The 20,693-nt window shown below is 58.8% G+C and carries 16 protein-coding genes; 9 read left to right on the top strand and 7 right to left on the bottom strand.

Annotation, left to right across the window (positions count from 1 at the left end):
* Nucleotides 1-582: 582 nt before the first annotated feature.
* Entirely contained in the window at nt 583-1,851 is a 1,269-nt protein-coding gene (locus MMG91_RS14775) for an OprD family porin (RefSeq protein WP_305503011.1), read from the top strand.
* Nucleotides 1,852-2,016: 165 nt separating this feature from the next.
* On the opposite strand, the gene MMG91_RS14780 is transcribed toward MMG91_RS14775, so the two are convergent.
* On the bottom strand, nt 2,017-2,859 hold the full coding sequence (locus MMG91_RS14780; RefSeq protein ID WP_310660001.1) for a mechanosensitive ion channel domain-containing protein: 843 nt from the start codon (nt 2,857-2,859) through the stop codon (nt 2,017-2,019).
* A gap of 138 nt (nt 2,860-2,997) precedes the next feature.
* Nucleotides 2,998-3,483 carry a YajQ family cyclic di-GMP-binding protein gene (locus tag MMG91_RS14785; protein ID WP_310660002.1) on the bottom strand — a complete coding sequence of 162 codons (486 nt, stop codon included), beginning with the start codon at nt 3,481-3,483 and terminating at the stop codon, nt 2,998-3,000.
* 140 nt (nt 3,484-3,623) lie between these two features.
* Here MMG91_RS14785 and MMG91_RS14790 point away from each other — a divergent pair, with 140 nt between their 5' ends.
* Genes MMG91_RS14790 through MMG91_RS14800 form a run of 3 tightly spaced genes read left to right on the top strand, consistent with a single transcriptional unit; the run spans nt 3,624 to nt 7,210 of the window.
* The gene (locus tag MMG91_RS14790) at nt 3,624-4,541 is read left to right on the top strand and encodes a putative 2-dehydropantoate 2-reductase (RefSeq protein ID WP_310660003.1); all 918 of its coding nucleotides are present in this window, start codon (nt 3,624-3,626) and stop codon (nt 4,539-4,541) included.
* 45 nt (nt 4,542-4,586) lie between these two features.
* Entirely contained in the window at nt 4,587-6,623 is a 2,037-nt protein-coding gene (locus MMG91_RS14795; protein WP_310660004.1) for an ATP-binding protein, read from the top strand.
* Nucleotides 6,624-6,625: 2 nt separating this feature from the next.
* The gene (locus MMG91_RS14800) at nt 6,626-7,210 is read left to right on the top strand and encodes a cob(I)yrinic acid a,c-diamide adenosyltransferase (RefSeq protein WP_310660005.1); all 585 of its coding nucleotides are present in this window, start codon (nt 6,626-6,628) and stop codon (nt 7,208-7,210) included.
* Nucleotides 7,211-7,320: 110 nt separating this feature from the next.
* On the opposite strand, the gene MMG91_RS14805 is transcribed toward MMG91_RS14800, so the two are convergent.
* The 4 genes from MMG91_RS14805 to secA all read right to left on the bottom strand — a co-directional run bounded on the left by MMG91_RS14805 (nt 7,321) and on the right by secA (nt 13,144).
* On the bottom strand, nt 7,321-8,265 hold the full coding sequence (locus MMG91_RS14805; protein ID WP_305503019.1) for a Nudix family hydrolase: 945 nt from the start codon (nt 8,263-8,265) through the stop codon (nt 7,321-7,323).
* A complete protein-coding gene (locus MMG91_RS14810) occupies nt 8,262-8,894 on the bottom strand; it encodes a glutathione S-transferase family protein (protein ID WP_310660006.1) in 633 nt (210 codons plus the stop codon). Before MMG91_RS14810 ends, MMG91_RS14805 begins: the two co-directional genes overlap by 4 nt.
* A 161-nt stretch (nt 8,895-9,055) precedes the next feature.
* Nucleotides 9,056-10,273 (bottom strand): bifunctional glutamate N-acetyltransferase/amino-acid acetyltransferase ArgJ, encoded by a 1,218-nt coding sequence (argJ, locus tag MMG91_RS14815; protein ID WP_310660007.1) that lies wholly within the window; start codon nt 10,271-10,273, stop codon nt 9,056-9,058.
* A gap of 135 nt (nt 10,274-10,408) precedes the next feature.
* On the bottom strand, nt 10,409-13,144 hold the full coding sequence (secA, locus tag MMG91_RS14820; protein WP_310660008.1) for a preprotein translocase subunit SecA: 2,736 nt from the start codon (nt 13,142-13,144) through the stop codon (nt 10,409-10,411).
* A gap of 307 nt (nt 13,145-13,451) precedes the next feature.
* Between secA and MMG91_RS14825 the strand changes: the two genes are divergently transcribed.
* Entirely contained in the window at nt 13,452-13,907 is a 456-nt protein-coding gene (locus MMG91_RS14825) for a DUF721 domain-containing protein (RefSeq protein ID WP_007906612.1), read from the top strand.
* Nucleotides 13,908-14,021: 114 nt separating this feature from the next.
* Here MMG91_RS14825 and MMG91_RS14830 read toward each other — a convergent pair whose 3' ends face one another.
* On the bottom strand, nt 14,022-15,509 hold the full coding sequence (locus tag MMG91_RS14830; RefSeq protein ID WP_310660068.1) for a helicase HerA-like domain-containing protein: 1,488 nt from the start codon (nt 15,507-15,509) through the stop codon (nt 14,022-14,024).
* 184 nt (nt 15,510-15,693) lie between these two features.
* On the opposite strand from MMG91_RS14830, the gene MMG91_RS14835 reads away from it, so the two are divergent.
* The 4 genes from MMG91_RS14835 to MMG91_RS14850 all read left to right on the top strand — a co-directional run bounded on the left by MMG91_RS14835 (nt 15,694) and on the right by MMG91_RS14850 (nt 20,684).
* The gene (locus MMG91_RS14835) at nt 15,694-17,583 is read left to right on the top strand and encodes a methyl-accepting chemotaxis protein (protein WP_310660009.1); all 1,890 of its coding nucleotides are present in this window, start codon (nt 15,694-15,696) and stop codon (nt 17,581-17,583) included.
* Between the two features lie 218 nt (nt 17,584-17,801).
* A complete protein-coding gene (locus tag MMG91_RS14840; RefSeq protein ID WP_305446627.1) occupies nt 17,802-18,923 on the top strand; it encodes a glycosyltransferase family 1 protein in 1,122 nt (373 codons plus the stop codon).
* Complete coding sequence (locus MMG91_RS14845) at nt 18,916-19,692, top strand: polysaccharide deacetylase family protein (RefSeq protein WP_310660010.1); 777 nt, start codon at nt 18,916-18,918, stop codon at nt 19,690-19,692. The genes MMG91_RS14840 and MMG91_RS14845 overlap by 8 nt, the downstream gene beginning before the upstream one ends.
* Complete coding sequence (locus MMG91_RS14850) at nt 19,689-20,684, top strand: lysylphosphatidylglycerol synthase transmembrane domain-containing protein (RefSeq protein ID WP_310660011.1); 996 nt, start codon at nt 19,689-19,691, stop codon at nt 20,682-20,684. The genes MMG91_RS14845 and MMG91_RS14850 overlap by 4 nt, the downstream gene beginning before the upstream one ends.
* The last annotated feature ends 9 nt before the right edge of the window (nt 20,685-20,693 follow it).

A 20,693-nucleotide genomic window follows, 5' to 3' on the forward strand; every position in this document is an offset into this window, starting at 1 on the left:
CAGTGCGTCAGCATCCGCTAACTACTCACTGGCGGGGTGAACCGGTAACGTTTTTGGTTGTCGCCCCCACGGGTTCGATGTGGTAACCACGATGCGAAGCATGGCGTCAAGCTCAGGTAAAACGAGCTTGAACCCCCCGGTTTTATGAGGTTTTTACAGCAACAGGCAGGCCTTTGGAAAAAAACAGCAACAGAATTCCGGTTTGTGCACGCTTGTTGCATTCACACCCGTATCGTCTATAAGCGCTCCGCTGGAAGTGGAAGCCTTAAGGCCAATAAAAACAGTGGCAGGGTTGCCCGATGGAGATTCAAGTGCAGGACCAGGGACTCTTTTTTACCGATGCTCAAGTCATGGAAAACAGCGCTAAAGTTGTCAGTCCGATTGCGTCGGGATTGTGAATTTGCGACATCTACCCAGCCATTTGCGACAGGGTCGTAAAGAAGCTGAAAGGTTAGATGCGCAAGTATCGCCAACATGGTCGGCGTGATATAAGTTTGCGCCGACACAAAAAGAAAGAGCCGCCCGGATAATAAAACAGGCGGGACGGCAGTACTCTTCTAAAAACCAAAGGAGCAAATCACGATGCGCGTGATGAAGTGGAGCATGATCGCACTGGCTGTTTCGGCTAGTACCTCGCAGTTCGCAATGGCGTCTTCTCAAGAGGAATCCAAGGGCTTTTTTGAAGATCAGAGCCTGACTGTCAAAAGCCGCATTCTGTACATGAATCGCGACTTCAAGAACGGTGCCTCCAACAACCAGAGCACCGCTAATAAAGAACGTATCAAAGGCTACCGCGAAGAAACCGGCCTGGGCGTCCAGGCTGTTTATGAGTCGGGCTTTACCCAAGGTACTGTTGGTTTCGGTTTGGACGCCCTGGCCAATGGCATGGTCAAACTGGACAGCGGTCCGGGCCGTACCGGTAACGGTATGTTCGGCAAGGACAGCGACGGCACGCCAGAAGACACCCAATCCAACGCTGGCGGCGCGGTCAAATTCCGTCTGTCCGACACTGTTCTGAAACACGGTAACCAATACGTTGCCAGCCCTGTCTTCTCTACAGACGACAGCCGTTTGCTGCCAGAAGTCGCTACCGGTACTTTGATCACCAGTAAAGAAATCAAAGGTCTTGAATTGAGCGGTGGTCATTTCACCGCAATGCGGGCGCAGGACCAAATGGGCCACGACAGCCTTGGTCTGAAGTCCGCTGATATTGCCGGTGCAACCTACCAGTTCACCGACAATTTTGTAGCTGGCGTAGCTGCTTCCGATGTTGAAGACCACTTCAAGAAGCAATACATCAACGCCAACTACACCCTGCCAATCAATGACGACCAGTCCTTGAACTTCGACTTCAACGGCTATCGCTCCAAGAGCCAGGGTCAAGAGCTGAGCGGTGACGTTGACAACCGCATCTGGTCCCTCGCAGCGGCCTATAGCCTTGGTGCACATAAATTCACCCTGGCTCACCAGCGTTCTACCGGTGACACCGGTTATGTTTACGGCGTTGATGGCGGCGGCACAATCTTCCTCGCCAACTCCGTTCAATACTCCGACTTCAACGGTCAAGACGAACGCTCCTGGCAGGCTCGCTACGACCTGAACATGAAGAGCTACGGCGTTCCTGGCCTGAGCTTCATGACCCGCTACATCACCGGTGACAACATCTCCACCGATGATGGCGAAGCCAAAGAACACGAATGGGACTTCGAGACCAAATATGTTCTGCAAAGCGGTCCAGCCAAGGACCTGTCTTTCCGCGTACGTAACGCGGTCTATCGTGCAAACTCCGCGTACGATAGCGACAAAGTTGACACCCGCCTGATCATCGAATACCCGCTGAGCATCTTGTAATTCAGCGCTAGTTCGACAGCTACACAACACAGCAACAAAAAAAACGCTCACCTGATTCAGGTGAGCGTTTTTTTGTGTCTGGTTTCATACAATCTTTGATGTTGTTAGTTAGATAGCAACCTAACAATACAAAACTGACCGAACCTTCAAGTCACAACTGAGGCGTTATTGCGGCACAGTTTCCTGAACCATTCGAATAACCCGCTGCGGAAACGGAATATCGATGCCGGCAGTCTTCAAACGATCACGCGATTGCTCGTTAAACATGAACATCACATTCCAATAATCGGCAGTTTTCACCCACGCGCGCAGGGAAACAGTGATCGAACTGTCACCCAACATGGAAATCACCGCTTCCGGTGCCGGATCAGTCAATACACGCGGGTCCTTGGCCAGGTCCAGCAATACTTCACGGGCCTTCTGCAAGTCCGCCTCGTAAGCCACACCTACATCAAACACGACCTTGCGAGTCGGTTGACGATTAGTGTTGATGATGATGCCGTTCGACAGATTGCCGTTAGGCACGATGATGGTTTTGTTATCACCGGTACGCAGCACAGTGTGAAAGATCTGAATGCTGTCGACAGTACCGGCAACACCTTGGGCTTCGATCCAGTCACCGATACGGAACGGGCGGAACAACAGAATCAGCACACCACCGGCGAAGTTCGCCAGGCTGCCCTGCAAGGCCAGACCGATAGCCAAGCCGGCGGCACCGATAGCGGCGACGAACGACGTGGTTTCGACACCGATCATCGACGCTACGCTGACGATCAGCAGAACCTTGAGAATAATATTCGCCAGGTTGCTGATGAACCCTTGCAGCGCCAGGTCAGCGTTACGCAACGCCAGCAGGCCACCGAGTTTTTGCGTTACCTTGTTGATCAGCCACCAGCCGATGGCCAGGGTAATCACCGCCAGTAGCACGCGGCTGCCGTATTCCATGATCATCGGAATCCAGGCTTGGGATGCCTTGACCAGGTTGTCCACTTCAGCATTCAAATCCATCTTTTTTCTCCTGATTTCCGGCTACCCGGCACGCAAAAAATGAGCGGCAGAAAGACCGAACCCGCGGGGGATTCAATCGTTTCTGCCGTTGCTTGGGCCTCGGACGTCGAAAACGCCAAGAGGTTCCCGCTTGAAAAGTCAGTCGCGGAAGTTGTTGAACTGCAGCGGCATGTCGAACGTCTTGGCGCGCAGGGCGGCAATCGCTTCCTGCAAATCGTCACGTTTCTTGCCGGTGATGCGCACTTGCTCGCCTTGAATGGCGGCCTGAACCTTGAGCTTGGCGTCTTTGACGTGAGCGACGATTTTCTTCGCCAGCTCCTTGTCGATGCCTTCCTTGAGGACCGCTTCCTGTTTCATCAGCTTGCCCGACGCGTAGGCATCCTTGACTTCAAGGCACTGCACATCGATCTTGCGCTTGACCAGGGACAGCTTGAGGATCTCGATCATCGCTTCGAGCTGGAAATCGGCTTCCGCGGTCAGGTTGACGGTCAGGTCTTTTTCCTTGAACTCGAAGCTGCCCTTGCCTTTCAGGTCATAACGACGATCGAGTTCCTTGACGGCGTTCTCGACCGCGTTGGTGACTTCGTGTTTGTCCAGTTCGGATACCACGTCGAACGACGGCATGTAATCTCTCCAATAAAAAGGCACGCTCGATAACGATGGAGCGCGCTTGGCTTGCGGTTAAAATCGGGCTCATTATAACGGGTCTTTTCCAACCGATACTGCGAGCCTCACATGCCAGCGTCAAACCGAGCAAAAAGCTGATGTCTATCCCTTGGCATATTCTGGGCGCTGGCAGCCTCGGCACCCTTTGGGCCACGCGTCTGGCGCGGGCGGATGTGCCGGTCAGGCTGATCGTGCGGGACGCGACACGCTTGCAGGCCTATCAAGCGGCGGGCGGTTTGACGCTGGTCGAACACGGCGAAACGCAGCTGTATCCGGTGCCCGGCGAAACAGCCGACAGCGACGAGCCCATCAGCCGTCTACTGGTGGCCTGCAAAGCCTACGACGCCGAAAAAGCCGTCGCCCGGCTTGCTCATCGTCTGACACCCGACGCCGAACTGATCCTGCTGCAGAACGGTCTCGGTAGTCAGGACGCGGTTGCCGCGCAGGTGCCTCAGGCGCGCTGCATCTTCGCCTCCAGCACCGAAGGAGCATTTCGCGATGGCGACTGGCGTGTGGTGTTCGCCGGTCATGGCTACACCTGGCTGGGGGATGCCGGCCACCCGGTGGCGCCGATCTGGCTGGAGGACTTGGGCGCCGCCGGTATTCCCCATGAGTGGAGCACGGACATTCTCACAAGGCTGTGGCGAAAACTGGCGCTCAATTGTGCGATCAACCCGCTGACCGTGCTGCACGAATGCCGCAACGGCGGTTTGCAGCAGCATCATTGCGAAGTCGCCACCCTTTGCGCCGAGCTCACCGAGCTGCTGGAACACTGCGGCCAGCCGGCAGCGGCGCAAAACCTCCAGGAGGAAGTCGAACGGGTGATCCAGGCCACTGCCGCCAATTTTTCCTCGATGTACCAGGACGTCGCGAATCAGCGCCGCACTGAAATCAATTACCTGTTGGGCCATGCCTGCAAAGTCGCGTCGCGGCATCAGCTGAACCTGCCCCACCTCAATCAATTGCAGCAGCGCCTGATCGTTCATCTGCGCAGCCTTGGATTGCCCAGCGACTGAGCAGCGGCTACGCTGGCCACTTGTTCCTTTTCAGCGATAAACCTGATGCCATTGCGCCAGCGCCTTGAAAACCTTCCAGTCGGCCAGAAACTGCTGGCCGCCCTGCTGGTGCTGTTGACCACCGTTTTGCTGGTCGCCAACCTGACCTTTATCAGCGCCGCCTATTACATCTCCCAGGAAAGCATGGCCCCCCAGGCCTTGCAGACCATCGGCCGACTGGTGTCCAACCCCAGCCTGATCTCCGAAGCCCTGAAGTCGCCGCAAACCGCCGAGCGCCTGCTCAACGAACTCAGCAGCTACACACCGCTGCGGGCAGCAGCGCTCTATGACGGTAAGGGTGTGCGTCTGGCCCAATTGCAACACGGCGACAAGCTGGACCTGCCGGAGCATTACCGGCACCTCGAGGCTTGGCAAGCCACGGAGTTTCGCAGCAACCAAGTGATCACCCTGCCCCGCCCCGGCACTGCGCCTGGGCATTTGCTGCTGGTGGCCAGCAGCGAGTTGCCGATGGCGTTCTACACCGGGACCCTGACCGCCAGTCTGGGGATTCTGATTTTCAGTGTGCTGTTGTGGCTGGTGATCGCCCGGCAGATCAAACGCCTGATTACCCGGCCGATCCATCAGCTCGAAGAGTTGTCCCGGCAAGTCACCCGGGAAGAGAACTATGCCCTGCGCGCCTCCCGCGGCAACCACGACGAAATCGGTAGCCTCGCCGAAGCGTTCAACACCATGCTCTCGCGCATCGAAGCCCGTGAGCAGCAGCTCAAGCGCGCCCGCGACGATTCCCAAGCCGCTTACGATCAAGCCCAGGGGCTGGCCGAAGAAACCCGCCACACCAACCGCAAGCTGGAACTGGAAGTTCAGGTGCGCAGCAAGATCGAGAAAAAACTCACCGGCTTCCAGAACTACCTCAACAGCATCATCGACTCCATGCCGTCGGCCCTGATCGCCCTCGACGAGCAGCTCTACGTGACCCAATGGAATCAGGAAGCCAGCGCTTTGTCCGGCACGCGCCTGGACGAAGCCTTGAACCAACCGATCTTCCTTGCCTTCGAACCGCTCAAGCCATTCCTGCCGCAACTCAGGCAAACCGTCGAGCAGCACACGGTGGCGAAGATCGAACGTGTTACCTGGCTCAAGGACGACGAGCCCCGGCATTACGCCCTGACGTTTTATCCGTTGATGGGCGGTGCCGGGCGCGGCGTGGTGATCCGGATCGACGACATCACTCAGCGTCTGTCCCTGGAAGAAATGATGGTGCAGTCGGAGAAAATGCTCTCGGTCGGTGGCCTCGCCGCTGGCATGGCCCACGAGATCAATAATCCACTGGGCGCAATCTTGCACAACGTGCAGAACATTCGTCGGCGCCTGTCACCCGATCTGCCGAAAAACCTCGAACAAGCCGAGCAACTGGGCATCGAGCTGGAAACGGTCAACCAGTACTTGAAAGCTCGCGAAGTGCCGCAGTTACTCGATGGCATTCAACAGGCCGGCGCCCGGGCGGCAAAAATCGTGACGCACATGCTCAGCTTCAGCCGCCGCAGTACCCGGCAGATGGCTCCCTGCGATTTGCCGGCGTTGATCGATCAAGCGGTGGAAATCGCCGGCAACGACTTCGACTTGGCCATCGGCTTCGACTTCAAGGGTCAGGCGATCATTCGGCAGTTCGATCCAGCACTGGGCCCGGTGCCCGGCACCGCCAACGAACTGGAACAAGTGCTGCTCAACTTGCTGAAAAACGCCGCGCAAGCCATTCACCAGCGTACCGACGACCGCGAACCGGGGCGGATCATTCTGCGTACAAAACTGAATCCGCCCTGGGCGGAAATTCAGGTCGAGGACAACGGCATCGGCATGAGCGAGAACGTGCGCAAACGTACGTTCGAGCCGTTCTTCACCACCAAGGAAATCGGTCAGGGCACCGGCCTTGGACTGTCGGTCTCGTACTTCATCATCACCAACAACCACAAAGGCCAGATGGAAGTGCAATCGACGCCGGGCCAAGGTACCTGTTTCACCTTGCGCCTGCCGTTGTCGGGTACTCCGGTGGTTTCTCAAGAACTCAATCAGCTGTCGAGGTAACCATGGGCTTTCGCTTGTCGAAGATTTACACCCGCACTGGCGACAAAGGCGAAACCGGGCTCGGCGATGACCGCCGCGTGCCCAAGGACCATCCGCGCATCGAGGCCATTGGCGAGGTCGATACGCTGAACAGCCAGGTGGGCGTGCTGTTGGCGGGGTTGGCGGCACAAAGTGATACGTATCCGGGGTTGAACGAAGTGATCGAGGTGTTGGCGCCCTGCCAACATCGGTTGTTCGACTTGGGTGGCGAACTGGCGATGCCGGTGTATCAGGCACTGAACACAGCAGAAGTCGAGCGCCTGGAAGCGGCGATTGATGTGTGGAATGAAGAGTTGGGGCCGCTGGAAAACTTCATTCTGCCCGGCGGCTCGGCACTGATTGCCCAGGCCCACGTATGCCGTTGCCTGGCACGCAGTGCCGAGCGACGCTGTCAGCAGTTGAATGCGATTGAGCCGCTGGCCGGGGTTGGGCTGGCGTATATCAATCGGTTATCGGATTTGTTGTTTGTGGCGGCACGGTTGATTGCCAAGCGTCAGGGGATTGCCGAGATTTTGTGGCAGCCTGCGGCCAAGCCCGAGGTTAAGTGATCGTTCCCACGCTCCGCGTGGGAATGCAGCAAGGGACGCTCCGCGTCCCAAGAGCGGACGCAAAGCGTCCGGGGAAGCATTCCCACGCAGAGCGTGGGAATGATCGGGTGCTATGCCTCAGGCCAAAACGCCCGAATCCCCGCCACACCCTGCGCCCCCGCTTCCCAGGCTTTTTGCCGCTCCGCCGGCCCCACCCCACCGAGCAAAAACACCGGCTTGCTGAAGCCCTCGATCAGAGTCGAAGCCTGCTCCCAACCCAATGGCAGCGCATCTGGGTGAGTCTGGGTCGGCTGCACCGGCGACAGGGTCACAAAGTCCACGCCCATCTGCTCGGCCAACGCCAGTTCTTCAGCGTTGTGACAAGACGCCGCCAACCAACGCGAAGCCGGTAGCGGACGCCCGGCCGCCGCGTACTTGCGCAACTGTGCCGACGTGATGTGCCACCCAGCGGACGGAAAGTCCCCCAGCCATTCAAATGGTCCCTTGATCATCAACTGCGCCTTGCCGGCACACAGCCCCGCCGCGTCCACCGCCAGATCGCGGTATTGCGGGTCGTAGCCATTAGGCGCGCGCAACTGAATCAGCTTGATGCCGCCAGCGATGGCTTTCTGGATACCGCGCAGCAAGGCCGGGGTTTCCAGGCCCTCCGGGGTGATCAGGTAGTCGCCGGGCAAGCGGGCAGCGGCGACGATCGGCTGGTTGGCGGCCGGGAAGTCGTAGTCCACCAGTTCCCGCGCGGTCACCCAAGCCAAAGGCTGACCTTCGGCGCCATGGGGGTCGCCGGTAAACGCCGAGACTTCCCAGACATCCAGCAACACCTGTTTATCCGGGTAGTCGTGGCGGACTTTGATCATCGGTCGCGCAGTAGTGACCACGATGCCCAGCTCTTCGTGAAGCTCGCGAGCCAGGGCCGTTTCGACGGATTCGTCATCCTCGACCTTGCCACCGGGGAACTCCCACAAACCGCCCTGATGCTGGGTGTCGGCACGCCGGGCAATGAGGATTTTACCGTTGCTATCGCGAATAACCGCGGCTGCTACATGGACTCGTTTCACCGCTCTATTTCCTCCAGACCCGCCTTCCGCCAAGCCTTGAAGGCCGGCCATTGGTAGATGGTTTCGACATAGGCCGCGTCGGCCTCGGGCAGTTTTACCTGATAGGTGCGCAGGCGTACGGCGATCGGTGCAAAAAACGCATCGGCCAGGGTCGCACCGCCAAACAGGAACGGACCGGTTTCAGTCGCGACGGCACGACATTCAGCCCACAACGCTAGCATGCGCTGGATTTCAGCCTGAACCTCAGGCGGGGTCGGCGACAGTGGCGCATCGTGGCTCAGGTCAAACGGCATGTTGCCGCGCATGGCGAAAAAACCGCTGTGCATCTGCGCGCACGCCGAACGCGCCTGAGCACGGGCGGCAGTGTCTTTGGGCCAGAGGCCGGCGTCGGGGAATTGTTCGGCCAGGTACTCGGCAATCGCCAGGGAATCGGCGATGGTGCCGTGTTCGGTTTTCAGCAATGGGACTTTACCGGTCGGCGAATGCTTGAGCACGCGCTCGCGAGTGTCCGGCTGGTTCAGCTTGATCAGTTCTTCGGTGTAGGGCTCGCCGGTCAGCTCCAGAGCCAGGGCGGCGCGCAGGGACCAGGAGGAATACAGTTTGTCGCCGATGATCAGGTGGAGGCTCATGTTCGGGACCTTTTGATAAGAGTACAGCCAGAATCTTTAACGTCTGGTGGTCCGTCTTCGCGGGCAAGCCTCGGTCCTACAGGGATCGCGCCGTACACAATGCTTGTGCACACCACTGAACCTGTGGGAGCGGGCTTGCCCGCGATAGGGTCGACGCAGTCTTAAGTACGGTACTCAGCGTTGATCTTCACGTATTCGTGGGACAGGTCAGTGGTCCAGATGGTTTCGCTGCAATCGCCGCGACCCAGTTCGATGCGGATGGTGATTTCTTCCTGCTGCATCACCGCCGCGCCCTGGGCTTCGGTGTAGGTGGCAGAGCGAGCGCCACGGCTGGCGATGCACACGTCGCCAAGGAACACGTCGATCTTGCTCACGTCCAGGTTCGGTACGCCAGCACGGCCCACGGCGGCCAGAATGCGGCCCCAGTTCGGGTCGGAGGCGAACAACGCGGTCTTGATCAGCGGCGAGTGAGCCACGGTGTAACCGACGTCCAGGCACTCCTGGTGGTTGCCGCCGCCGTTGACTTCCACAGTGACAAACTTGGTCGCGCCTTCACCATCGCGCACGATGGCCTGGGCCACGTCCATGCAGACTTCTAACACCGCTTGTTTGAGCAAAGCGAACAGCGGGCCGCTGGCTTCGGTGATTTCCGGCAGAGCTGCCTGACCGGTGGCGATCAGCATGCAGCAGTCGTTGGTCGAGGTGTCGCCGTCGATGGTGATGCGGTTGAACGACTTGTTGGCGCCGTCCAGCAGCAGGTTTTGCAGCACATCGCGGGAGACTTTGGCGTCGGTGGCGATGTAGCCGAGCATGGTCGCCATGTTCGGGCGGATCATGCCCGCACCTTTGCTGATACCGGTGACGGTGATGGTCACGCCGTCATGCTGGAACTGGCGGCTGGCACCCTTGGGCAGGGTGTCGGTGGTCATGATGCCGGTAGCAGCGGCTTCCCAGTTATTCACCGACAGATCGTCGAGGGCGGCTTGCAGCGCGCCTTCGATTTTTTCGACCGGCAGCGGCTCACCGATCACACCGGTGGAGTACGGCAGCACCAGGCTTGCATCGACGCCAGTCAGCTCAGCCAGTTTGGCGCAGGTGCGCTCGGCGGCCGCCAGACCTGGTTCGCCGGTGCCGGCGTTGGCATTGCCGGTGTTGGTCAGCAGGTAACGCACCGGGCCTTGCACGCGTTGCTTGGCCAGGATAACAGGCGCGGCGCAAAAGGCGTTCAGGGTGAACACGCCCGCCACTGTGGAGCCTTCGGCACAGCGCATGACCACGACATCCTTGCGCCCCGGGCGCTTGATGCCGGCCGAGGCGATACCGAGTTCAAAACCGGCAACCGGGTGCAACGTGGGCAAAGGACCAAGACCAACAGCCATGAATGCGCTCCTTAAAAAGTAGTGTCTGCACCGTCATTTCCCCGTTCTTTTAACGTGGCGCGGTGGTTTAAATGGCAAAACGCCGCGACGGCATAAGCCGGTCGCGGCGCGGGTATTTCAGCGTATGAAACGGGTTTACTGGATCTGCCCGTGGCAATGCTTGTACTTCTTGCCCGAACCGCAGTAGCACAGCTCGTTACGGCCCAGCTTCTGCTCGTTGCGCACCGGTGCGGTGGCGAGGGCTACATCGACCTCTTCACCCAACACTTCCGGGTGCTCCAGGCCAGGGGCTTCGTCGTGCTGGAACTGCAGGCGCGCAGCCAGTGCCTCGGCTTCCTGGCGCAGGCGAGCTTCTTCTTCGATCGGATCTTCGCGGCGAACCTGAACGTGCGACAGCACGCGGATCGAATCGCGTTTGATCGAATCCAGCAACTCGGAGAACAAGGTGAAGGACTCGCGCTTGTATTCCTGCTTCGGGTTCTTCTGCGCATAACCACGCAAGTGAATGCCGTGACGCAAGTGATCCATGGTCGACAGGTGGTCTTTCCACAGGTCGTCCAGTACGCGCAGAACGATTTGCTTCTCGAAGGTGCGCAGTGCTTCGGCACCGGCCTGGTCTTCTTTCTCGTTGTACGCGGCGATCAGCTCGTTCATCAGCTTCTCGCGCAGGGTTTCTTCATACAGGTGATCGTCTTCGTCGAGCCATTGCTGGATCGGCAGCGCCACACCGAAGTCGCTCTGCAACGCCGCTTCCAGACCGGCCACGTCCCACTGCTCTGGCAGCGACTGCGGTGGAATGTGCGCGCTGACGGTTGCGTTGAGCACGTCCTGGCGGAAATCGGCGATGGTTTCGCCAATGTTGTCGGCGGCCAACAAACTGTTACGCATGTGATAGATCACTTTACGTTGTTCGTTGTTGACGTCGTCGAACTCGAGCAGTTGTTTACGAATGTCGAAGTTACGGCCTTCAACCTTGCGCTGAGCCTTCTCGATGGCGTTGGTCACCATGCGGTGCTCGATCGCTTCACCGGACTGCATGCCCAGCGCCTTCATGAAGTTCTTCACCCGGTCAGAGGCGAAGATGCGCATCAGGCTGTCTTCCAGCGACAGGTAGAAACGGCTGGAACCGGCGTCGCCCTGACGACCGGCGCGACCACGCAACTGGTTGTCGATACGGCGCGATTCGTGACGTTCGGAAGCGATCACCTGCAAGCCACCCGACTCCAGCACTTGCTGGTGACGTTTCTGCCAGTCGGCCTTGATCTGGGCAATCTGCTCAGGGGTCGGGTTTTCCAGCGAAGCCACTTCCACTTCCCAGTTACCGCCCAACAGGATGTCGGTACCACGACCGGCCATGTTGGTGGCGATGGTCAGCGCGCCCGGACGACCGGCCTGAGCGATGATTTCGGCTTCTTTTTCGTGGAACTTGGCGTTCAGAACCTTGTGTTCGATGCCTTCCTTCACGAGCAGGCTGGACATGTGCTCGGACGTTTCGATGGTAGCGGTACCCACCAGCACCGGACGGCCCTGAGTCATGCACTCCTTGATGTCGTTGATGATCGCCGCGTATTTCTCTTCGGCGGTCAGGAACACCAGGTCGTTGTAGTCTTTACGCGCCAACGGTTTGTTCGGCGGGATGACCATGACCTGCAGGCCATAGATCTGGTGGAATTCGAACGCTTCGGTGTCCGCGGTACCGGTCATGCCGGACAGCTTGTTGTACAGACGGAAGTAGTTCTGGAACGTAGTCGACGCCAGGGTCTGGCTCTCGGCCTGGATGTTCAGGTTTTCCTTGGCTTCGATGGCCTGGTGCAGGCCTTCGGACAAACGGCGCCCCGGCATGGTACGGCCGGTATGTTCGTCGACCAGCACGACCTGACCGTCCTGCACGATGTATTCGACGTTGCGATTGAACAGTTTGTGCGCGCGCAGGCCGGCATAAACGTGGGTCAGCAGACCGAGGTTGTGCGCCGAATACAGGCTCTCGCCTTCAGCCAGCAGGCCGACGCGGGTCAGCATGTCTTCGATGAACTGGTGACCGGCTTCGTTCAGTTCGACCTGACGGGTCTTCTCGTCCACGGTGTAGTGGCCAGCCTTGGTGACTTCGCCTTCGACTTCTTCAACGTGCAATTCCAGCTGCGGGATCAGTTTGTTGATCTCGATGTACAGCTTGGAGCTGTCCTCGGCCTGACCAGAGATGATCAGCGGGGTACGGGCTTCGTCGATGAGGATGGAGTCGACTTCGTCGATCACGGCAAAATTGAGTTCGCGCTGGAATTTTTCTTCCATGCTGAACGCCATGTTGTCGCGCAGGTAGTCGAAACCGAATTCGTTGTTGGTGCCGTAGGTGATGTCGGCGGCGTAAGCGGCGCGCTTCTCTTCCGGCGGCTGGAATGGGGTGACCACGCCGACCGTCATGCCGAGGAATTCGTAAAGCGGACGCATCCAGTTGGCGTCACGACGGGCCAGGTAGTCGTTCACCGTCACAACGTGCACGCCCTTGCCGGACAGCGCGTTGAGGTAAACGCCCAGTGTTGCCACCAGGGTCTTGCCTTCACCGGTACGCATTTCCGCGATCATGCCTTCATGCAAGGTCATGCCGCCGATCAGCTGGACATCGAAGTGGCGCATACCCATGACACGCTTACCGGCTTCGCGGGCGACCGCAAAGGCTTCTGGCAGCAGTTTGTCGAGGGTTTCCCCTTTGGCGAGGCGGGCCTTGAACTCGTCGGTCTTGGCACGCAATTGATCGTCCGAAAGGGCTACCATTTGCTCTTCGAAGGCATTGACGAGCTGCACCGTCTTGAGCATGCGTTTGACTTCACGCTCGTTCTTGCTTCCAAAAAGTTTCTTTAACAAAGGCGCAAACATATCGGCAGGATCTTCCACACTAAAGGGATGGAGGGCGGCCCCGTGAGTCGCCCGTGCAGCCCTCACGGCCGCATGCGAACGAGCATTCTACCCGGAAACGATGGTGAGGAAAGTGGCGTTGTTCCACGATGCATGCACTGCGCTGTGACGGGGCTCACTTAAAATAAGGGCTTTTTGCTGAACTTCAACCCATCGAGGGCACAAGTTACTCGTTGATTTAATGGGTAAAGCGCTCGCAAAGCAATGGGTCGGGGGCAGCGGGGGCTTTCTGTTACCATGGCCGTTCTGTTACTTCAGGTGTTCAATCATGGCATTTCGCCCTCTCACGGCCAGAGCACCCGCCGTTCTGCTTCGCGAAGCCAAACCGCTGAAAGCCATCTTTGGCCACGCTCAACGCCTGGGTCATTTACAACGGCTGGTGGAAAGTCAGTTGCAGCCGGCTGCCCGCGAGCACTGCCATGTGGCGTCGTGGCGTGAAGGCAGTTTATTGCTGATTGTCACCGACGGTCACTGGGCCACCCGCCTGCGTTATCAACAAAAGCGTCTGCAACGGCAGTTACAGCTGTTCGACGAGTTCGCCAGCCTGACGCGGATTCTGTTCAAGGTTCAACCGCCTACCGTTCAGCAAGGGGCTGCGGGGCATACGATAAATTTGTCGACCGATGCGGCGGCGACCATTCAGGCGACGGCTGACGGTATTACCGACCCGAATCTGCGGGCGGCCCTCGAACGCCTGGCGGCTCACGCCAAACCCAAAACCTGAAATTGACACATACTCCGTAGGAGCGAGGCTTGCCCGCGAAGAGGCCCTTGAGGCCGCCAAAAGCTCGCGGGCAAGCCTCGCTCCTACGCGGGGGTTATGTTCAATCACAGGTTCTTAGCGACGTTTGCTGCCGCCAAGCAATGAGCCCATCAACCCGCGCACCAATTGTCGGCCCAATTGATTCGCCGCCTGTCGCATGGCTGATTTCAACGCCTGCCCAGCTGCCGTACCAAGGAATTCCCCGGCCTGTTCGGTGAAACTCGGCTCTTCAGGTGCAGGTTTACCCGGTGCGGCTTCAGGATCCGGCGCCAGACCTTTGCGCCCCATCAGCACTTCATAAGCCGATTCGCGATCGACCGGTTTGTCATAACGCCCCTTGAACGGCGAACCGGCGATCAGCACGGTGCGTTCGGTTTCGGTCAGCGGCCCGATCCGCGATTGCGGCGGTGCAACCAATACACGCTGGACCATCCCCGGCGTGCCCTTGTCTTGCAAGGTGCCGACCAGCGCCTCGCCGATCCCCAACTCCGTCAACACCGACAAGGCATCGAACGCCGGGTTCGGCCGGAAACCGTCGGCCACCGCACGCAGGGATTTCTGTTCTTTGGCGGTAAATGCACGCAAACCGTGCTGAATGCGCAGGCCCAGTTGAGCCAGCACATCGTCCGGCAAGTCGCCTGGCGATTGGGTGACGAAATACACCCCCACGCCTTTCGAGCGAATCAGTCGCACCACTTGTTCCAGACGCTCCTGCAATGCCTTGGGCGTACCGGCGAACAACAAGTGCGCTTCGTCGAAAAACAGCGCCAACAGCGGTTTCTCGGCATCGCCGCGCTCTGGCAGTTGCTCGAACAATTCGGCCAACAACCACAGCAGGAACGTTGCATAGACCTTCGGCGCTTCGTGCACCAGACGACTGGCATCGAGCAAGTGAATGCGCCCGCGACCATCTACGGCCGGCTGCAACATGTCTTCCAGTTGCAGCGCCGGTTCGCCGAACAACGCTTCAGCGCCCTGCTGTTCCAGCGTCGCCAGACGGCGCAACAGCGCCTGGCTGGAACCGGTGGTCATCAGCGCCGCGTCATCCCCCAGCAATTGGGGGCTGTCGCGCAGGTGATTGAGCAGCGCCTTCAGATCCTTCAAATCCAGCAGCAACAACCCTTCGCGGTCGGCCACCTTGAACGCGGCATATAACGCCGACTGCTGACTGTCGGTCAGTTCGAGCAGGCTACCGAGCAACAACGGACCCATTTCGCTCAAGGTGGTACGCAGTGGATGACCGGACTGACCGTTAATGTCCCACAGGGTCACCGGATACGCCTGAGGCTTATGGTTCAGCCAGGGCATCCCGGCGATCCGCTCCGCGACCTTGCCTTGAGGGTTGCCGGCGGCGCCCAGGCCGCACAGGTCGCCTTTGATGTCTGCCGCGAACACCGCCACGCCGGCATCGCTGAAGGCTTCGGCCAGGCGCTGCAAGGTGACGGTTTTACCGGTCCCGGTAGCGCCCGCCACCAGCCCGTGACGATTCGCCAGGCGCATGGCCTGAGTGACAGATTGGCCCGCGAGGTCGGCGCCGATAACGAGTTGCAACGAGTCAGGCATTTTGTCACCCATGGTTAATCTTTGATCCTTCATGGCCGATAACAAGCGAGAGACCAGACTGAAAATAGCGTCGGTAATCCCCCAAGGAGAGGCGGACATATCAGCTTACGTTCAACCCTGCCCATTTTGCGCGCCTTTATAAAAGCACGCCCTGGACATTAAGACTTTAGCGGACCCCCAAGCCATGAATAAAAATCTACGCTTCAGCCATAAAATACTGCTTGCCGCCGCCCTCATCGTTATTGCTGCCTTCGCCTCGTTCACACTGTACAACGACTATTTGCAGCGCAATGCGATACGCAACGATCTAGACAACTATCTGCAAGAAATGGGCAGCGTGACAGCCAACAACATACAGACCTGGCTGGCCGGACGCAGCCTGCTGATCGAAAACCTGTCACAAAACGTCGCCCTGAACGCTGACACCGGCAATGTCTCCAAACTACTTGAGCAGAAGGCCGTGACCTCGACCTTCATGGGCGCCTATCTGGGCAACAAGGATGGCACCTTCATCATCCGCCCTGACAGCAAGATGCCCGACGGCTATGACCCTCGCGTCCGGCCTTGGTACAAGAGCGCCCAAAGCACCGGCGGCTCGGCACTGACCGAACCGTACATCGATCTCGCGTCCGGCCAGTTGGTCATTTCCATCGTCAACAGTGTGCTCAAGGACGGTCAAAGCATCGGCGTGGTCGGGGGCGACCTGAGCTTGCAGGTGATCGCCGACAGCCTCAACGCGCTGGATTTCGACGGCATGGGTTATGCCTTTCTGATCAGCGCCGATGGCAAGATCCTGGTTCACCCGGACAAAGCCCTGGCGATGAAGTCCCTGAGCGAGGCGTATCCGAAAACCACCCCGCGCATCAGCAGCGAACTCAGTGAAATCGACGTCGACGGCAAGACCCGCATCGTCACATTCACCCCAATCAAAGGCCTGTCCTCGGTCAATTGGTACATCGGCCTGTCGGTGGATAAAGACAAAGCCTTCTCGATGCTCAGCGAATTCCGCGCCTCGGCGGTCGTCGCGACAGTGATTGCCGTCGCCATCATCATCGCCTTGCTCGGCATGCTGATCCGCATCCTGATCCAGCCGTTGCACGTCATGACCCGCGCCATGGAAGACATCGCTGATGGTGAAGGTGACCTGACCAAGCGCCTGACCATCCAGAATCAGGACGAATTCGGCATCCTAGGCACAGCGTTCAACCGTTTCGTGGAACGGATTCATACGTCGATCCGCGAAGTGTCCTCGGCCACCGGCCAAGTCAACGAAGTGGCCCTGCGCGTAGTGGCAGCCTCCAACTCGTCGATGTTCAATTCCGACCAACAGGCCTCGCGCACCAGCAGCGTGGCGGCGGCGATCAACCAGCTCGGTGCTGCGGCCCAGGAAATCGCCCGTAATGCAGCGCAAGCGTCAAGTCAGGCCAGCGACGCGCGCAGTCTGGCCGAAGACGGCCAGCAAGTGGTGGATCGCAGCATTGCCGCGATGAATCAGTTGTCGAGCATGCTCAGCGCCTCGAGTACCAACATCGAATCGCTGAACAGCAAAACCGTGAACATCGGGCAGATTCTCGAAGTGATCACCAGCATCTCCCAGCAAACCAACCTGCTGGCGCTCAACGCGGCCATTGAAGCGGCGCGGGCCGGTGAAGCCGGGCGCGGGTTCGCCGTGGTGGCCGACGAGGTGCGCAACCTGGCGCACCGCACGCAAGAGTCGGCGCAACAGGTGCAGACCATGATCGAGGAACTGCAAGTCGGCGCCCGGGAATCAGTCAGCACCATGAGCGACAGCCAGCGTCACAGCCAAGACAGCGTGGAAATCGCCAACCTGGCCGGCGAGCGCCTGAACAGCGTGACGTTGCGCATCGGCGAAATCGACGGCATGAACCAGTCGGTGGCCACAGCGACCGAGGAACAGACGGCAGTGGTTGAGTCGATTAACGTGGACATCACCGAGATCAACACGTTGAACCAGGAAGGCGTGGAAAACCTGCAATCGACGTTGCGTGCGTGCTCGGACCTTGAGCAGCAGGCTTCGCGATTGAAGCAATTGGTAGGCAGTTTCCGCATCTAGAACGTTTGACAGGCCCCAATCGCAGGCTCGCGCCCACATTTGATCTGCGTTGTTCACAAATAATGTGTTCACAACAGATCCAGTGTGGGAGCGAACCTGCTCGCGATAGCGGTCTGTAAAGCCCCGCAAAAACCCGCTGACACCCTCCGCCGCAAAACCCCAACCGAACATCTATTCTTCATATAGGTCAACCAAGGGAGAACAAACGGACCGGAGGAATGTTCATCGTGCATATCGCTGACATAACCATGTTCTACGCCCCTGCCAGCGGTGGCGTGCGCACTTATCTGGATGCCAAACACCGTCGTCTGGGCATTAAACCGGGCATTCGCCACAGTCTCCTGATTCCTGGGGCTCATTTCAGTGAACAGGACGGTGTCTACACGGTTCCGGCCCCTGCCCTTCCATTTGGCAAGGGCTATCGCTTCCCCGTCCGTCTCGCGCCTTGGCGCAACGTCCTGCAGGATTTGCAGCCCGATCTGATTGAAGTCGGCGACCCTTACCTGACCGCTTGGGCTGCTTTGGACGCCAAGCGCCAACTCGACGTGCCGGTGATCGGTTTTTATCACTCAGACCTGCCACTGCTGGTCAGCAATCGCATGGGCAACTGGGTTACACCCAATATCGAAGCTTATGTCAGCAAGCTTTATGGCAACTTCGACCGGGTTCTGGCGCCGAGTCAAATCATGGCCGATAAACTGATCGGGTTGGGCGTGAAAAACGTTTTCGTACAACCGCTGGGCGTCGACCTGCAAACGTTCAACCCCAATGCACGGGATCCAGGTTTGCGGGCCGAATTGGGCATCGATGAAAATACGCATCTGCTGATCTTCGCTGGCCGCGGATCCAAGGAAAAAAACCTGCCGGTGCTGCTCAAATGCATGAAACGTCTGGGCCGTCGCTATCACCTGTTACTGGTGGGCTCGTCAATGCCGACCCTGGTACCGCGCAATGTCACCGTCCTCAATGAGTTCTACCCGGCGGCGCAAGTTGCGCGCTTGATGGCCAGCGCCGATGCACTGGTGCATGCCGGTGATCAGGAAACCTTTGGTCTGGTGGTCCTCGAAGCCATGGCCAGCGGCATTCCGGTGGTGGCCGTGGCCGCCGGGGCTTTTCAGGAAATTGTCACCGATCAATGCGGCCTGCTTTGCACGCCGAACAATCCAGCGGCGATGGCCAACGCTGTGCGCGAACTGTTCAGTCAGGGCAGTGCCGCATTAGGCAAACAAGCCCGTAGCCATGTCGAGCAGCATTACGCCTGGGATATCGTGGTTGACAGCCTGTTGGGGCACTATCACTCCGTACTCGGCACTCAATGGCCCCTGATCGCCAATGGTTGAGCCCATGAACGCGCCCAGCCTGTTACTGGTATTGCACGACATTGCGCCACAAACCTGGCCCGATTACCAAGCCTTTGTCGAAGCCGTCGACGCGTTGGGTGGGGTGCCGATCACCTGGCTGGTGGTGCCGAATTTTCACAAACATAACGACCTGGCCGCATATCCGGCGTTTCGACGTTTGCTGACCCGCCGCGTCGCTCGTGGCGACGAATTGGCACTGCACGGTTACTTTCATTGCGATGAAGGACCGATCCCCATCACTCCCCGAGACTGGTTCATGCGCCGGATCTACACCCATGAAGCCGAATTCTACGATCTGCCTCTGGAAGCCGCCCTCACCCGCCTGCGTACCGGAATCGAGGTATTCCAACGTTACAACTGGCCACTGGAAGGTTTCGTCGCCCCGGCCTGGCTGATGAGCGAAGGCACCCGCCAGGCGTTGCGCCAGTTACCTCTGAGCTACACCACCGATTCGCAGCATCTGTATCGTTTGCCGGACTTCACCGCGATCGATGCCCCCGGCCTGGTCTGGAGCGCACGCAGCGCCTGGCGCCGCGGCCTGTCGAAAATCGTCAGCGATCAGCGCGAACAACGCTGGCAGCAAGCGCCGGTGATTCGTCTCGGCCTGCATCCGGTTGATATGCGCCATGAGTTTTCGCGTCAGTATTGGCTGCAAACTCTCAAGCGTCTGCTCGACGAGGGCCGTGTGCCGATGACCAAGGCCCATTGGCTGGCAATGCAATGCGACGCCATCGGTCGCGCCGCATGAGCCGCGGGATCCTGCTGGTCGTCGCCCTGCTCGCTGCGGTGCTGATCCCTTCGTTGCTGGGCGGCGGCGAGACCTGGTCGCGGTTGCAAAGCTTTCCATTGAAATGGCTGCTGATCATGTTCGGCATGATTCTGCTGTGCTGGATGCTCAACACCCAGCGCTTGCGCCTGCTGCTGGGGGATCAGCGCGACAAGGTCAGTCGCTTCAAAAGCCTTGGGGTGGTGATGTCCGCCGAATTCGCCTACTGCGCCACCCCCGGCGGCAGTGGCGGACCGCTGACTATCATGGCGCTGCTGGCACGCCACGGCGTACGACCGGCCAGGGGCAGTGCCGTGTTCGCCATGGATCAGTTGAGCGATCTGCTGTTTTTTCTCTGCGCGCTGAGCGGGATTCTGATTTATGCACTGTTCCAGCACCTCAGCCAGCGCATGGAATGGCTGCTGACCGTCAGTGCCCTCTCGATGTTCGGCGGGCTATTCAGTTGCGTATTAGCAGCTCGCTACCACCGCTCGCTGATTCGTCTGAGTGGTCAGTTGCTCGCTCGTCTCAATGTCAAAGGCACCACCCGAATGCGCTGGGCGCGAAAACTCCTGCACTTCCTGGCGGCGTTCACTGACACACTGAAGTTGCCCTTTCAGACATTGATTGCGGTGTTTGCACTGACCTGTCTGCATTGGCTCTTGCGCTACAGCGTGTTGTATTTGGCATTGCGTGGGCTGGGCGTAGACTTGCAGTGGGCTTGGTGTTTTCTGATCCAGATGCTGTCGCTGAGTGCGGGGCAGTTCAGCCTGTTGCCGGGCGGTGCCGGGGCGGCGGAATTGACATCGGCGGCGCTGCTGGCGCCCATGGTCGGAAAATCCACCGCGGCGGCGGCGATTCTGATCTGGCGGACGGTGACTTATTACTTCTATCTGGTGGTCGGTGGCCCGGTGTTTTTGCTGATGCTTGGGCGGCCATTGCTGCGCAAGTTGATGAAGTTCAAGCAAGCTTGAAAGATCTTT

Source organism: Pseudomonas sp. JL3, assembly GCF_031570575.1.
In the GTDB taxonomy this organism is placed as follows: Bacteria; Pseudomonadota; Gammaproteobacteria; order Pseudomonadales; family Pseudomonadaceae; genus Aquipseudomonas; species Aquipseudomonas cucumis.